The 14,179-nt window shown below is 59.1% G+C and carries 13 protein-coding genes; all 13 read left to right on the forward strand.

Features of this window, described 5'->3' with window-relative positions:
• The first annotated feature begins 55 nt into the window (after window positions 1-55).
• The gene (gene lspA / locus DW195_RS01635) at window positions 56-655 is read left to right on the forward strand and encodes a signal peptidase II (RefSeq protein ID WP_233540780.1); all 600 of its coding nucleotides are present in this window, start codon (window positions 56-58) and stop codon (window positions 653-655) included.
• Complete coding sequence (locus DW195_RS01640) at window positions 655-1,668, forward strand: RluA family pseudouridine synthase (RefSeq protein ID WP_118205613.1); 1,014 nt, start codon at window positions 655-657, stop codon at window positions 1,666-1,668. The genes lspA and DW195_RS01640 overlap by 1 nt, the downstream gene beginning before the upstream one ends.
• Before the next feature lie 82 nt (window positions 1,669-1,750).
• The gene (locus DW195_RS01645) at window positions 1,751-3,046 is read left to right on the forward strand and encodes a glycosyltransferase family 2 protein (RefSeq protein ID WP_089571721.1); all 1,296 of its coding nucleotides are present in this window, start codon (window positions 1,751-1,753) and stop codon (window positions 3,044-3,046) included.
• An 81-nt stretch (window positions 3,047-3,127) separates the two neighbouring features.
• Window positions 3,128-3,550, forward strand: coding sequence for a prepilin peptidase (locus DW195_RS01650; protein WP_118205614.1), 423 nt, complete (start codon window positions 3,128-3,130; stop codon window positions 3,548-3,550).
• Between the two features lie 31 nt (window positions 3,551-3,581).
• Window positions 3,582-4,829 carry a deoxyguanosinetriphosphate triphosphohydrolase family protein gene (locus tag DW195_RS01655; RefSeq protein ID WP_118205615.1) on the forward strand — a complete coding sequence of 416 codons (1,248 nt, stop codon included), beginning with the start codon at window positions 3,582-3,584 and terminating at the stop codon, window positions 4,827-4,829.
• A 60-nt stretch (window positions 4,830-4,889) separates the two neighbouring features.
• Complete coding sequence (locus DW195_RS01660) at window positions 4,890-6,239, forward strand: replication-associated recombination protein A (protein WP_199576284.1); 1,350 nt, start codon at window positions 4,890-4,892, stop codon at window positions 6,237-6,239.
• 95 nt (window positions 6,240-6,334) lie between these two features.
• Window positions 6,335-6,928, forward strand: coding sequence for a hypothetical protein (locus tag DW195_RS01665; RefSeq protein ID WP_118205617.1), 594 nt, complete (start codon window positions 6,335-6,337; stop codon window positions 6,926-6,928).
• Window positions 6,921-7,298 (forward strand): ATP-binding protein, encoded by a 378-nt coding sequence (locus tag DW195_RS01670; protein ID WP_118205618.1) that lies wholly within the window; start codon window positions 6,921-6,923, stop codon window positions 7,296-7,298. The genes DW195_RS01665 and DW195_RS01670 overlap by 8 nt, the downstream gene beginning before the upstream one ends.
• Before the next feature lies 1 nt (window position 7,299).
• On the forward strand, window positions 7,300-8,091 hold the full coding sequence (locus tag DW195_RS01675; RefSeq protein WP_022094589.1) for an RNA polymerase sigma factor SigF: 792 nt from the start codon (window positions 7,300-7,302) through the stop codon (window positions 8,089-8,091).
• Window positions 8,088-9,497: an AI-2E family transporter gene (locus DW195_RS01680; RefSeq protein ID WP_118205619.1), complete on the forward strand. Its 1,410-nt coding sequence runs from the start codon at window positions 8,088-8,090 to the stop codon at window positions 9,495-9,497. Before DW195_RS01675 ends, DW195_RS01680 begins: the two co-directional genes overlap by 4 nt.
• A 152-nt stretch (window positions 9,498-9,649) precedes the next feature.
• On the forward strand, window positions 9,650-12,307 hold the full coding sequence (alaS, locus tag DW195_RS01685; RefSeq protein ID WP_118205620.1) for an alanine--tRNA ligase: 2,658 nt from the start codon (window positions 9,650-9,652) through the stop codon (window positions 12,305-12,307).
• A 17-nt stretch (window positions 12,308-12,324) separates the two neighbouring features.
• On the forward strand, window positions 12,325-12,753 hold the full coding sequence (ruvX, locus tag DW195_RS01690) for a Holliday junction resolvase RuvX (protein WP_035138185.1): 429 nt from the start codon (window positions 12,325-12,327) through the stop codon (window positions 12,751-12,753).
• Window positions 12,746-14,179 carry an endolytic transglycosylase MltG gene (gene mltG / locus DW195_RS01695; protein ID WP_233540781.1) on the forward strand — a complete coding sequence of 478 codons (1,434 nt, stop codon included), beginning with the start codon at window positions 12,746-12,748 and terminating at the stop codon, window positions 14,177-14,179. Before ruvX ends, mltG begins: the two co-directional genes overlap by 8 nt.

Below are 14,179 nucleotides of genomic sequence, written 5' to 3' on the forward strand. Positions count from 1 at the left end.
AAGATATTGATTTGCGTTAAACGGAATTCGATGTTCTTGAGGGTAGGGGATTTCTTTGGGTCGTACTGGGGATATGACGCCGCCTTTGCGTTGGCGGTTGGGTGTTGCTGGTGGTGTGGCGCTCGTTGTGCTGCTTGTTGACCAGCTGACCAAGCTTGCGGTTCGTGCCGTGGGCGATGCTCTGCATATGACTGTTATCCCCGGTGTGATCGACTTTCTATTTGTTCGCAATATCGGTGCTGCCTTTAGCATGGGCGAGGGGCATGGCATCGCGTTTGCCGTGCTGGCGTTGGCGGTCATCATCGCTATTGCCTTGTACTTGCTTCGCGCGCCCCAGCTTGCTCGCTTGGAGGTGGTGGGCATGGCTATGGTCGCGGGCGGTGCCATTGGCAACGCGATCGACCGTCTGACTTTTGGCTTTGTGACCGATTTTATTGCCACCACCTTCATCGACTTTCCCGTCTTTAACGTGGCCGATATCGGCATCACCGTAGGCGTTGTGCTTGCCCTCATCGGCTACATGTTCTTGAGCCCTGCGGCCCGCGAGGTCGATGCGACCGCCGAGCTTGACGCCCGTGACGAGGCCCGCGCCAAGCGCAAGGCCAAACAACGTGGGGAGCGTGCCCGCAAGATTCGCGAAAGGATTGAGCGCTAATGGCCGACATCCATATCCTTGTTGCCGACGATGCCGCTGGTCAACGTCTTGACGCCTATCTGGGTGCCAATGACGGCTGCCCCACGCGTTCTGCCTGCGCGCATCTGATTGAGGGCGGTGCAGTATGTGTCAATGGCGAGACCTGCCTGTCTAAAAAGTACGCCGTGCGAGCCGGCGACCGTATTTCGGTCGATCTGCCCGAGCCGCACGATCCCACCGATGTGATTCCCGAGGCCATCCCGCTCGACATTCGCTATGAGGACGACTATCTCATTGTGCTCTCAAAGCAGCGCGGCCTGGTGTGCCATCCTGCACATGGTCATGAGAGCAGTACGCTCGCGAATGCCCTGGTCTATCACTGCGGTATCGACCATCTGGGCACAGTGCAGGGCGAGGACCGCCCCGGTATCGTGCATCGTTTGGATCGCGATACCTCGGGTCTCATGCTTGCGGCCAAGGACGACGACACCCAGCGCGCGCTTCAAAATCTTATCCGTACGCGCACGCTCGACCGCCGCTACATTACGCTCGTTCACGGTCATATCGCTATGGATGAGGGCACCATTAACACTGGCATTGCCCGTTCTACGCGTGACCGTGTCAAGATGGCGGTTTCGGACGATCCTTTCGCACGCCAGGCCATTACGACCTTTAAGGTCCTCGAGCGCTTTGATTCCACGCGCTTCGACGACGGCTATACGCTCGTCGAGTGCCACCTGTTTACCGGTCGCACGCATCAGATTCGCGTGCATATGCGTCATATCAATCACGCCTGCGTGGGCGATCCGCTCTACGGTAAGTGCGACGCACACGCCGATCAGGGTCTGACCAGGCAGTTCCTTCATTCCTGGCGCGTGGCGTTCGACCATCCCGTGACGGGGGAGCGCATTGAGTGCCGCGACGAGCTGCCGTGGGATCTCGCTGCGGTTCTTGACGACCTGGCCCCGCGCTCGCTTGGTCGCACCGCTGCCGGTGACGAGATCGTTCCTCAGCTCGGTCTTCTCGAAGCCTAGTCAGTATTAGGTGGTTTCTTGAACGCCCCTAGCCTGCGGTAAGATATACGGTTGTTTACGTAATGCGTTCCTGGGAGCCTGCATGCTCGCCTTTTTACAAACCAACACGCCCATCGTGATCTTTAACCAGATTGTGGTTACGCTGCTCACGGTCTGCTTTCTGTACCAGGTGGTCTTCTTTGTCATCGGTGCTCTTCGTGGCGAGGTCGCGCCTCCCAAGGCCAAAAAACTCCACCGCTATGCCTTCTTTATCGCGGCGCATAACGAGGAGGCCGTGATCGCCAACCTCGTTCGCTCCATCAAGGACCAGGATTATCCGTCCGAGCTTATCGAGGTCTTTGTGGTCGCCGATGCCTGCACCGACAACACGGCACAGCTTGCGCGCGAGGCGGGCGCCATTGTCTATGAGCGCAACGACCTTGCCCGCAAGGGTAAGAGCTGGGTCATGGACTTTGGTTTCGACCGTATCCTTAACGAGTATCCGGATACGTTTGAAGGTTACTTTATCTTCGATGCCGATAACGTCATCTCCCGCGATTACGTCTCCAAGATGAACGATGCCTTTGACCAGGGCTTCCATGTGGTCACGAGCTATCGCAATTCCAAAAACTTCGGCAGCTCGTGGATCTCGGCGGCTAATGCTACGTGGTATCTGCGCGAGGCGCGCTTTCTCAACAACGCGCGCAACATTTGCAAGACGTCTTGCGCCGTCTCGGGTTCGGGCTACCTCATCTCCGCCAGTGTTATCGAGGGCATGCACGGCTGGCAGTTCCATACGCTGACCGAGGACATCCAGTTCACCACGTTCTGTGCCATTCACGGCATTCGCATCGGTTATGCGCCGGCGGAGTTCTTTGACGAACAGCCCGTGACGTTTAAGGCGTCCTGGAAACAGCGCATGCGCTGGACCAAGGGCTTCTACCAGGTGTTTTTTACCTACGGTAAGCACCTGGTCAAATCGACCTTCCGCTATCATCGCTTTGCCGCCTACGACATGTTTATGACCATCGCCCCGGGTATGCTGCTGTCCTTGATCTCGATGCTCGCTAATGCGACGTTCTTGATTGTGGGTGGCCTTTCGCATGGTTTCTTGGCAACCGAAGTCGAGATGCAGGCGTGCGCCGCTTCGCTCATTATGACCTTCGCCATGATGTATCAGACTTTCTTCATCCTGGCGCTGCTCACGACTATCTTTGAGTACAAGCATATTCACTGCGCGCAAAAGTGGCGCCTGGTGACCAACCTGTTTACCTTCCCGATCTTTATGTTCAGCTATATCCCCATCACGGTGGCCGCACTGTTCCTGAAGGTCGACTGGGTGCCGACGCAGCACGCCGTGAGCGTTACCCTTGACGAGGTCATGCAAGGCGCCAAATAACCACCACCAAAACCACCACAAAGGGGACAGGCACCTTTGTGGTGGTTTTTGCTTTTGAGCAGCTGTTCATGGAGGTACACGATGTTCTACATCCCATTTTGGATCTGCGCTTTTGCCGGCGCGGTGATTGATGCCCGTGAGCGGCGGTTTCCCAATGAGCTTGCCGGCGTGTGTGCGGTGGCGGCGCTTGCAGGCGTTTGGCTTGACAGAGGTGTTAACACGGCGCTTGACCACGCCGGTCTTGCGGTCATCGTCTACCTTGCCCTTGTGCTCACTGAGTCGCTCTGGCGTCGTGTTCGCCAAGCCCCCGGCATCGGCATGGGGGATGCCAAGGCGCTCTTCGCGCTTTGCACGCTCGACCCTCTGGGGGGCATCGTGGCATTTGCCGTCGCGCTCCTGGTCCTGGCCCTCTCCTGCCTCTTCACAAAATCGCGCTCCCTGCCATTGCTCCCGTTTTTGGTGCCGATATTTGCCATAATCGAGGTCGTGGGCTGCACATTGTAACCGATTGCGCATCCTTTTTAAGGAGCATGCCATGGCAACTAATCAAGAAACGGCCGTCATTAAGGCGCGCATGGACCGCATTCCCGCGGCGTTGTCGTCCGAGCTGGTCGAGCGTATCGCCGCCGACCGCGCCTCGGGTGTCGTTAATCCTTATCGATGCGGTGATGACCAGGTCATTCGTCGTATTGATCGCGCTGCCGACAAAGGCACGCTTATGCGTCCGGCGTTTATGCGCGATACCGAAAAGATTCTTCATCTTCCGGCGTACACGCGTTATGCAGGCAAAACGCAGGTCTTTAGCTTCCGTAGCAATGATGACCTGTCGCGTCGCGGCCTGCACGTGCAGCTTGTCTCGCGCATTGCCCGCGATATCGGCCGTGCCCTGGGCCTCAACTGCGATTTGATCGAGGCGATTGGCCTGGGCCACGATTTGGGCCACACGCCCTTTGGCCATGCCGGCGAGCGTTTCCTCAACGATATCTATCACGAGCGTACGGGTCGTTATTTTTTCCATAACGTGCAGTCCGTCCGCGTGCTCGACGCGCTGTACGGCCGCAACGTGTCGCTCCAGACGCTCGACGGCGTGCTGTGCCATAACGGCGAGTACGAGCAACGTGTATTTGAGCTGTCACACATGGCGACCTTTGACCAGTTCGATCAGACGGTTGAGGACTGTATCGCCACGGGTTATAGCGCGATTGAGCACCTGCGTCCCATGACGCTCGAGGGCTGCGTGGTGCGTATCTCGGATATCCTCGCCTACGTTGGGCGCGATCGCCAAGACGCCATTGCGGCGGGCCTGCTGTCACCCGACGCCTTTGACGATGGCCTGGGCGGGGCTTACAACAGCTGGATCCTCACGCACGCCTCCATTGATATCGTTGAGCATAGCTACGGCAAACCGCGTATCGAGATGAGCGAGGACCTGTTTGGGGAGATTCGCCGGGCGAAGCGCGAGAACTACGAGAAGATCTACAGCAAGGGTGGTATCGAGGGAGATTCCGAGGCGGAGCTGCGCGAGGCGTTCGAAAAGCTCTACGACCGCTGCCTGCAGGATCTAAATAAAGGCGACGAGTCCTCTTACATCTTTAAGCATCATATTTCGCGCATTGAGCAGCAGCTTTCCTACTACGATCGCGCTTATGCCTGGCAGGATGACAAGGATCAAGCGGTGGTGGATTACATCGCGAGCATGACGGACGGCTATTTCTGCGAGTTGACGAGCAAGCTGTTCCCTGGTCTGGAGTTTCCGCATCGTACCTATATTAACGAACGGTAGTTCGTATTTATTCGGTATACTGTTGACGAATAAAGCTTTTGATTGATGCACGGGATGGCTATGGACGACCTTTTTTCTGCTTCGACGCGCGAGCGTTCCTTTCAGAACGCGCCGCTTGCGGTGCGCATGCGCCCCAATTCGCTCGACGAGTACGTGGGGCAGCAAAAGGCCGTGGGCAAGGGTTCGTGGTTGCGTGCGGCGATCGAGCATGATGTGCTATCGAGCGTGATTCTGTATGGGCCGGCCGGTACGGGCAAAACGACGCTGGCCCACATTATCGCTAACCATACCAAGAGCGAGTTTGTCGAGGTCAGCGCCGTCACGGGTACCGTGAAGGACCTGCGTCGCGTGATCGACGAGGCAAAGACGCGCCTGAATACGTATGACCGCCGTACCATCTTGTTCATCGACGAGATTCACCGTTTTTCGAAGTCGCAGCAGGATGCGCTTTTGCATGCGGTTGAAAACCGTACCGTCATTATGATTGGCGCCACGACCGAGAACCCGTACTTCGAGGTCAACTCCGCACTGTTGTCGCGTGGGCGCGTGGTAGAGCTTGAGCACCTGAAGGATGAGGATATAGCCACGCTCGTTGAGCGTGCGCTCGAGGCACCGCAGGGTTTAAACGGTAAGTTCTCGGCCGATGAGGATACAGTCAAGACCATTTGCACGCTGGCCGCGGGTGATGCGCGCTCGGCGCTCACGACGCTCGAGCTTGCGAGCGAGATTGCCGTTACGCGTCCCGATACTGAGGGAACGCCAGCGCCGGCGGCGGGGGAACGCTATCCCATTACCGTGGATGACGTGAAGATCGCCAATCCGCGTCGCGGGTTTTCGTATGACAAAAACGGTGACATGCACTACGACATCATCAGCGCGTTTATTAAGTCAATGCGCGGCAGCGACCCCGATGCCACCATTTATTGGCTTGCGCGCATGATCGATGCGGGGGAGGATCCCAAGTTTATCGCTCGCCGTATTATGATTCAGGCTTCCGAGGATGTTGGCAATGCCGATCCACAGGCGCTGCTGGTGGCACATGCCGCATTTAAATCTGCCGAGGTCATTGGCTATCCCGAGTGTCGCATCAACCTGGCACAGGCTGCGCTCTATGTGTGCCTGGCGCCTAAGTCCAACGCGTGCGAGGCCTCGATCGATGCGGCGCTGGCCGATATCCACAGCAGTGGCTTGCGTGAGGTACCGAGCTATCTGCGCGATCGTCATCGTCCGGGCAGCGAAGAATACGGTGTGTACAAGTATCCGCATGACTATCCCGAAGGCTGGGTCGATCAGCGCTATTTGCCTGAAGGCCTGGAGCGCGGCGCGTTCTGGCAGCCTGCCGGCCGCGGTTGGGAAGAGTGGCGTGTGGAGCAAAGCGAGCGCGACCGTAGCGGCAACGCCCCCAAGTAGGTCATTGGCGCCTCGCACATTCCCTTTGGGTATCTTTGCCCTTCTTTGGGGTACCATGAAAAGCGTCTGTATTTCGATTCCTTCGGGAGGCTTGTATGAGTCCCATTCAAATCGCCCTGCTGCTGCTCGCCGTTGCCGGCGTGTGGGCTGTTGTCGAGCTCGCGCTCACGCTGCGTAAGACCCGCACCGTTGTTGATTCGCTCGACAAGACGGTGAGTGACCTTAACAATACGCTCGCCGAGGCACAGCCCGTGGTGGCAAAGCTCGATGGCGCCGTTGATGAGCTCACCCCTGCGCTGGCACAGGTTGAGCCACTCCTCAAGTCGAGCAAGACTGCCGTTGACGCCCTGACGTCCAACCTCGTTGAGGTTGAGGCGGTCGTTCGCGACATTTCTGAGGTCACGGGCAGCATGGCCGAGGCCAGTAATGCCGTATCGAGCGTGACTGATTCTGCGGCCGGTGCCGTGCAGAAGCTTTTCAATAAGGTGAAGGCTCCTGCAGCCGACGCCGATCGCAAGCTCGCCGCTGCCGCCGCCGAGGCCGAGCAGCCTACCGAGCGCGTTCTGATTGGTGAGGCTGAGGACGAGGCCGTCGATGGCGCGGATGCGGCTCAGAAGCCCGCAGCCAAGCCTGCTCAGTATTACACTTATACGCCTGCCGAGACCTCCGAGGAGTCCTGCGATGAGTAGCGAAGCAACCTGCCCCATTACGCTGAGCGTTGCCGGTGATCCGCGTCTCGCGCGCTTGGTGCGCATGACGGCCGCCAACGTCGGCGCTCTGTGCTCTATGTCCGTCGATCGTATCGAGGACATCCGTATGGCTGCCGAGGAGGCCTTCATCTTTGGGTGCACCGCGGTCGACTGCGACGACATCACCATCAAATTCGATGTCGATGAGACCCACGTTGGCATGACTATTACCTTTGGCGATCAGGCGACTGTCGATGAAGACGACCAGGCTGCGGTGTATGCCGAGCTCATCCTTGCAAGCGTGTGCGACTCCTACGAAAAGACCGCGGCGCCCCTGACGCTTTCCCTCGACCTCAAGGCGGATATCTAATATGACCGAACGTTCCCGGAGCGGCAAGACCGCTTGGGACAAGGAGAAAACCCGCGAGCTGTTTCGTCGCTACAAGGAGACCGGTGATCCGGACGCCCGCGAGCAGCTCGTCATGTCCCATATGAACCTGGTAAGGTTTCTTGCCAACAAATTTAAGAATCGCGGCGAGCCGCTCGACGACCTCATGCAGGTCGGCTATCTGGGTTTGCTCAAGGCTATCGACCGCTTTGACCCTGAGCGCGGACTCGAGTTCACCACGTTTGCCACGCCCACCATCTTGGGCGAGATCAAGCGTCATTTCCGCGACAAGGGCTGGAGCGTGCGCGTGCCTCGTCGCCTGCAGGAGCTTTCTGCCAAGGTTAACCAGGCTACCGACAAGCTCACCAACGAGTTGCAGCGCTCGCCCAAGGTTGAGGAAATCGCCGAGTATCTAGACGTGACTGTCGATGAGGTCCTGGAGGCTATGGAATCGTCTTCGGCCTATACTTCGGTGCCCATCGAGGCTCCTGGTGCGTCCGATTCCGACGATGCCCCCTCGATTCTCGACCGTTACGCCGACGACGACAACGAGCTCGACTTTACCGATGACCGCCTGGTGATCGAGGAGGCCATCCGTGATTTCTCGCCGCGCGAGCGCGAGGTGATCGAGCTGCGTTTTGTGAAGGGCATGACCCAGATCGAGATCGCCAAGAAGCTGGGTATCTCGCAGGTGCAGGTTTCGCGTCTGCTGCGCCGCACGCTTAAGAAGATTCAGGACAAGATCGACCCCGACGGAGTGATGATTCGTTCATGAGTGAGCACCCCCAACAAACCGATCGCGTGCTGCGCGACACCCGCATTCTGACGCTTCGCATTTGGGCTGTTGTCGGCTGCATTGTCATCGCCGCTGTCATCTTTAACCTTATGGGCATCCTGGCACCGGTTATTGAGTTTCTTGCCGTCGGCTCCATCATTGCTTTTGTGATGTCCCCGATCACCAACTGGCTCGAGCACCATGGCGTGAATCGTGGCATCGGTTCGCTTATCGCGCTTATTGTTGTTGTTGCCGTGCTCGTCGGTGTCGTTTGCATCTTGTCGCCGATTCTCTTTGGTCAGATCATGGAAGTCCTGAGCCGCCTGCCCGAGCAGCTTCGTGTTGCGGGTGGCGACCTCAACGAGATGATCTCGCATGCCAAGACGCTCAACAATACGCCGCTCAAGGAGTATTTGGACGATAATCTTTCGTCGCTGGTCGCCGTGGCATCGAAGTATGTGTCTCAGATCGCTGCCGAGCTTGGCCGTGGTGTGTTCCCGCTCATCACCAATACGGCCTCGCAGCTGTTCGTGATCTTCCTTGGTCTGGTGCTTGCCTACTGGATGGCCTGCGACTACCCTCGCATGCACCACGAGATTTGCACCATCATCGGTCAGGAGAAGGAGACCTCGTACCGCTTTATGGTCGCCATCCTTTCTCGCTCTGTCGGCGGTTACATGCGCGGTATGGTCGTGACGTCCATCTGCGGTGGTTTCCTCGCTTTTATCGGTTTTATTATCATCGGCCATCCGTATGCGGCGCTCATGGCTATCTTTACCGGCATCATGCATTTGGTTCCGGTCGTCGGTCCCTGGGTGAGCGCAGCAATCGCCACAGTGCTCGGTTTCATGTTCAGCCCTATGTTGGCGTTATGGACGCTCATCGTGACGATGGTCGCGCAAAACGTCACCGACAACGTGATTTCGCCTAAGGTCATGCAGAGCTCGGTGCAGGTGCATCCCATCATGAGCCTCACGGCGCTCGTTATTGGCTCGGCACTTATGGGTCCCATCGGCATGATTATTGCCATCCCGCTTTGTGCGGCTCTCAAGGGTATCTTCGTGTACTACTTCGAGAATGAGACCGGCCGCCAGCTCGTGGCATACGACGGCGCCGTGTTTAAAGGCACGCCGTACCGTGATGCCGATGGCAACCCGGTCGCCGCCTATGACGCGCTCGGCGACGACACCTTCATTTACGAGTCCGAGCTCATCGGCAACGAGACTGCGCCCGAGGCCAAGGCCATGCCCAAACCCGAGCTCGATAATCCCTGGATTAAGCTCTCGGGCCTGCAGCCCGATGCGACCGGTTTCTTCAAGAACCCCTTCGCCAAGGATGATGATTCCAACTCGGATGACGACACCAAAACCGGCATCGACGGCTCCATGGACGATGACGACAACTAGCGGGGTAATTCGGGTTAACATTCATACGCGCTAACATGCAATTTCGCTGAAGGGCCGGCATTGTGCCGGCCCTCTTTTTTGCACTTGCGCGGCGGGATGGTAATATCGTTACGTTTGAACTGTTTCGATGTGAAACCGAGGAGATTCCCTCTATGAGTGCTGACTACCCGTCAATGACTACGGCCGAGATCCGCTCTAAGTTCCTCAACTTCTTTGAGGAGCGCGGTCTTAAGCTCTATCCTTCTTCGTCCCTCGTCCCCGACGATCCTTCGCTGCTGCTTGCCAACGCCGGCATGAACCAGTTTAAGGAGTACTACCAGGGCAAGAAGACCATGAAGGAGATCGGCGCGATCTCCTGCCAGAAGTGCGTCCGCACCAACGACATCGACTGCATCGGCGAGGACGGCCGTCACCTGTCCTTCTTCGAGATGCTCGGCGACTTCTCCTTTGGCGGCGTCTCCAAGCAGCGGGCCTGCGCTTGGGCCTTTGAGCTCATCACTAAGGAGTTCAAGCTGCCGCTCGACCGCCTGTACTTTACCGTCTTTACCGAGGACGACGAGACCCACGACGTGTGGCGTTCTCTGGGCGTTGCCGAGGATCACATCTCCCGCCTGGGCGAGGACGACAACTTCTGGGCCGCTGGCCCCACCGGTCCCTGCGGTCCGTGCTCCGAGATCTACTTTGACATGGGCGAGGAGGTCGGCTGCGGCAGCCCCGACTGCAAGCCTGGCTGCGACTGCGACCGCTTCCTTGAGTTCTGGAACCTCGTGTTTACCCAGTACGACCGCCAGGAGGACGGCTCCATGCCGGAGCTGCCGCACCGCAACCTCGATACGGGCATGGGCCTGGAGCGTATGGCCGCTATCATGCAGCACAAGACTGCTAACTACGACGGCGATCTGATGCAGCACCTCATCAAGCTCGGTGAGGAGATCAGCGGCAAGACCTATGACGCCGACGATTACTCCGGCGCCAGCCGCTCCCTGCGCATCATCGCCGACCACTCCCGTGCTGTCGACTTTATGATCTCGGACGGCATCCTTCCCGGCAACGAGGGTCGCGAGTACGTCCTTCGCCGTCTGCTCCGCCGTGCCGTGTTCCACGGTCGCCTGCTGGGCATCGAGGGCGCCTTCCTGACCAAGTTCATCGACGAGGTCAACGCTCAAATGGGCGAGGCCTATCCCGAGCTGCTCAAGAACGTCGCGCTCGTCAAGGGTATCGTCGCCTCCGAGGAGGAGCGCTTCTCCACGACGCTCGACAATGGCCGTGTCTACCTGGACGAGGCCCTGGCAGCGCTTGCCGAGGGCGCTGTGCTTCCGGGCGATGTCGCCTTTAAGCTGCACGACACCTTTGGTTTCCCCATCGATCTGACCGTCGAGATCGCCGGCACCGCTGGCCACGACGTCGACATGGACGGCTTCACTGCCTGCATGGAGGACCAGAAGGCCCGCGCCCGCGCTAACGCCAAGGGCGACGCCTGGGGTAGCTTCAACGACGTGTGGGTCGAGCTTTCCGACAAGGTCGCAGCGACCGAGTTCGACGGCTATGACAACGATGTGATCGAGGGCGCCAAGGTTGTCGCCATCGTGCGCAACGGCGAGTCCGTCGAGTCCGCAGCCGCGGGCGAGGATGTCGAGGTCGTGCTCGACCGCACCCCGTTCTATGCCGAGATGGGTGGTCAGCAGGGCGATGCCGGCAAGCTTTCCGCCGAGGGCGTTGTTCTGACCGTTGCCGACACCAAGAACCACAACGGCCTGTATGCCCACGTAGCGCACGTTGCCGATGGCACGCTGACTGTCGGTGCCGCTGTGACCGCCGCTCTCGACGCCGAGCGTCGTGGCTTCCTGCGCCGCAACCACACCGCCACGCATCTGCTCGATGCCGCGCTTAAGCAGGTTCTGGGCGAGCATGTCTCCCAGGCCGGCTCGCTGGTGACGACCGAGCACCTGCGCTTTGACTTCACGCACTTCGAGGCTCTGTCCTCTGAGCAGCTCAAGGCTGTCGAGGACCTGGTCAACCAGCAAATCTTCGCTTCCAAGCCGGTCGTGACCCGTGTCATGGGCATCGACGAGGCTAAGGCTGCCGGCGCTGTCGCTCTATTTGGCGAGAAGTACGGCGATGTCGTTCGCGTCGTCTCCGTGGGCGCCGAGGACCAGCCGTTCTCTCGCGAGCTCTGCGGTGGCACCCATGCCGCCAACACCGCCGAGATCGGCCTGTTCAAGATTATTTCCGAGTCCTCCACAGGCTCCAATGTCCGCCGTATCGAGGCTGTGACCTCTAAGGGTGCCCTCGACTACATGGCCGACCGCTTGGCGCTCGTTGACGCCGCCGCCGCTGCGCTCAAGTGCCGCGTCGACGAGGTTCCCGCCCGTGTGGAGAACCTGCAGGCCGAGCTGCGCGAGACGTCCAACAAGCTCAAAAAGGCTCTGACCGGTGGCTCCTCCGACGCCATTTCCAGTGCCATCGAGGGTGCTGTCGAGCTCGGCGGCTACAAGCTGGTCGTTGCTGAGCTCCAGGGCCTTGAGGCTGCTGACCTGCGCAACGTATGGGATACCGTGCACCAGAAGGTCGCCGGCCCTGTCGCTTGTGTCGTCGCCAGCGTGACTGAGAAGGGCACGCCTGCGCTGCTCGCTGCCGGCTCCGATGACGCCGTGAAGGCCGGGTTCCACGCCGGTAACGTGATCAAGCAGATCGCGGGTCTGGTCGACGGTCGCGGTGGTGGCCGTCCCAACATGGCCCAGGCCGGTGGCAAGAATGCTGCTGGCATCGCCGATGCCCTCGCGGCCGCCAAGACCGCGCTCGGCGCCTAAGAATCTAAGAAGTCGCTGTGGTCGCGCTTGCGCTGGACATAGGGGAGACCAGGATCGGCATCGCCGTCTCGAGCCGTGATGGCAAGATGGCGATGCCCGTCAAGGTGCTTCCGGCCGCCGAGGTCACCGGTATGGCCAAGACGTTCCGCTACCTGGTCGAGGACTATGAGCCCGACATCCTGGTAAGCGGACGTCCCTTGACCATGGCCGGTGAGCCCGGCCCCCAGGCCGAGCGCGTTGCCGCCGTGGCGCAAAAGATTGCCGACGAGCTCGATCTTCCGCTGGAGTTTGAGGACGAACGTCTGTCTTCACAAGAGGCCAAGCGTATCCTGCGTGAGCAGGGCCTCAACGAAAAGCAGATGAGGGGCAAGATCGACATGATTGCCGCCAGCCTGTTTTTGCAGACGTGGCTCGATCGTAAAAACGAGGAGGTTTCGCATGCCTAGCGCTTCCGATCCGCGCCAGCAGAATCGTACACGGCAGCCGGCGTCGCGCACTGCCCAGCCTGGCCAGCGTCCGGCACAGCCGACGCAGCGCGCAGCTCAGCCTGCCGCGCGCTCGGTGCAGTCCTTCTCTCGTTCGGCCCAACCTGTTCAACGGACGGGTCAGCAGCCTTCTGCTCGTTCGGTTCAGCATCCGGCTTCTCACGCGGCTCAGCAGCCCACTGCTCGTACGGCCCAGCCTGCAGGCGGTACCCGCTTTAAGCAGCAGGCACCTACCCAGCGAACGCAGGCCCCCCAATCGCATTCGCATCACGCTCGCGGTTCGCATGGCGTTGCTCCGGCGACCCGCTCGAGCTACAACACGCATACTCGTCGCGGTTCTCAAAAGAAGAGCTCTCCGGTTCCCATGATCATCGGCGTTGTGGTGGCGGTGCTTGCGCTTGTCGCGATCGTTTTCTTTGTCGTGCCGGCCGTCAAGGGCTTCTTTGCCGGTGAGGATACGAAGGTCACGGCTGGACAGCAGGTTACGGTGACCATTCCCGATGGTGCCTCGGGTGACACCATCGCTTCGATTCTCTCCGAGAACCATATCGTCGAGAATCCCAAGGATTACTATGCGGCGGTTAAAAAGCTCAACGCCGATATGTCGCTCAAGCCTGGTACTTATTCGTTCACCACACTCATGGATGCGACCAAGGTTGTTCAGCAGCTCATGGAAGGCCCCAACGCGGGCTCCAATGCGCTTACTATTCCCGAGGGTCTAACGGTCGATCAGGTCGCCGACCGTGTGGCCCAGGCCTACGACAGCATCTCTAAGGAAGACTTCCTCAACCAGGCCAAGGCCTCCAACTACGTGGACGACTATAGCTTCCTTAAGGGCGCCGCCAACGACTCGCTTGAGGGTTTCTTGTTCCCCAAGACCTATTCGTTGGGTGATTCGCCGACGGCCGATGACGTGATTCACGCTATGCTCGATCAGTTTAAGACCGAGTACAAGTCGCTTGACTTTGCGAGCTGCGAAGCCAAGATCAAGGAGCGCTACGGTGTGGAGATGTCCGACTACGACATCGTCAACTTGGCCTCTATCGTTGAGCGCGAGGGCCTCAACGCCGATCAACGTGCGCACGTGGCCTCGGTCTTCTACAACCGCCTTGCCGGCAAGCTCGACGGCCTGCGCTATCTCAACAGCGACGCTACCATGATGTATGTCACCGGTGGCGAGGTTACCGCCGACGACCTGCAGAGCGATAGTCCGTATAACACCTATAAGCACGAGGGTCTGCCACCCACGCCCATCTGCTCTCCGTCGCTCGAGGCACTCAAGGCCACGCTTGAGCCGACCGACTCCGATGACCTGTATTTCTACATTACGCAGGACGAGGAGTACTTCTCGCAAACCTACGAAGAGCATCAACAGTCTTGGAATTAG

The organism is Collinsella sp. AM17-1, assembly GCF_003470665.1.
Classification (GTDB): Bacteria; Actinomycetota; Coriobacteriia; order Coriobacteriales; family Coriobacteriaceae; genus Collinsella.

Coding starts and splice junctions, on each gene's coding strand:
- DW195_RS01640 (WP_118205613.1), top strand. CDS start 655: ATGGCCGACATCCATATCCTTGTTGCCGACGATGCCGCTGGTCAACGT.
- DW195_RS01645 (WP_089571721.1), top strand. CDS start 1,751: ATGCTCGCCTTTTTACAAACCAACACGCCCATCGTGATCTTTAACCAG.
- DW195_RS01650 (WP_118205614.1), top strand. CDS start 3,128: ATGTTCTACATCCCATTTTGGATCTGCGCTTTTGCCGGCGCGGTGATT.
- DW195_RS01655 (WP_118205615.1), top strand. CDS start 3,582: ATGGCAACTAATCAAGAAACGGCCGTCATTAAGGCGCGCATGGACCGC.
- DW195_RS01660 (WP_199576284.1), top strand. CDS start 4,890: ATGGACGACCTTTTTTCTGCTTCGACGCGCGAGCGTTCCTTTCAGAAC.
- DW195_RS01665 (WP_118205617.1), top strand. CDS start 6,335: ATGAGTCCCATTCAAATCGCCCTGCTGCTGCTCGCCGTTGCCGGCGTG.
- DW195_RS01670 (WP_118205618.1), top strand. CDS start 6,921: ATGAGTAGCGAAGCAACCTGCCCCATTACGCTGAGCGTTGCCGGTGAT.
- DW195_RS01675 (WP_022094589.1), top strand. CDS start 7,300: ATGACCGAACGTTCCCGGAGCGGCAAGACCGCTTGGGACAAGGAGAAA.
- DW195_RS01680 (WP_118205619.1), top strand. CDS start 8,088: ATGAGTGAGCACCCCCAACAAACCGATCGCGTGCTGCGCGACACCCGC.
- alaS (WP_118205620.1), top strand. CDS start 9,650: ATGAGTGCTGACTACCCGTCAATGACTACGGCCGAGATCCGCTCTAAG.
- mltG (WP_233540781.1), top strand. CDS start 12,746: ATGCCTAGCGCTTCCGATCCGCGCCAGCAGAATCGTACACGGCAGCCG.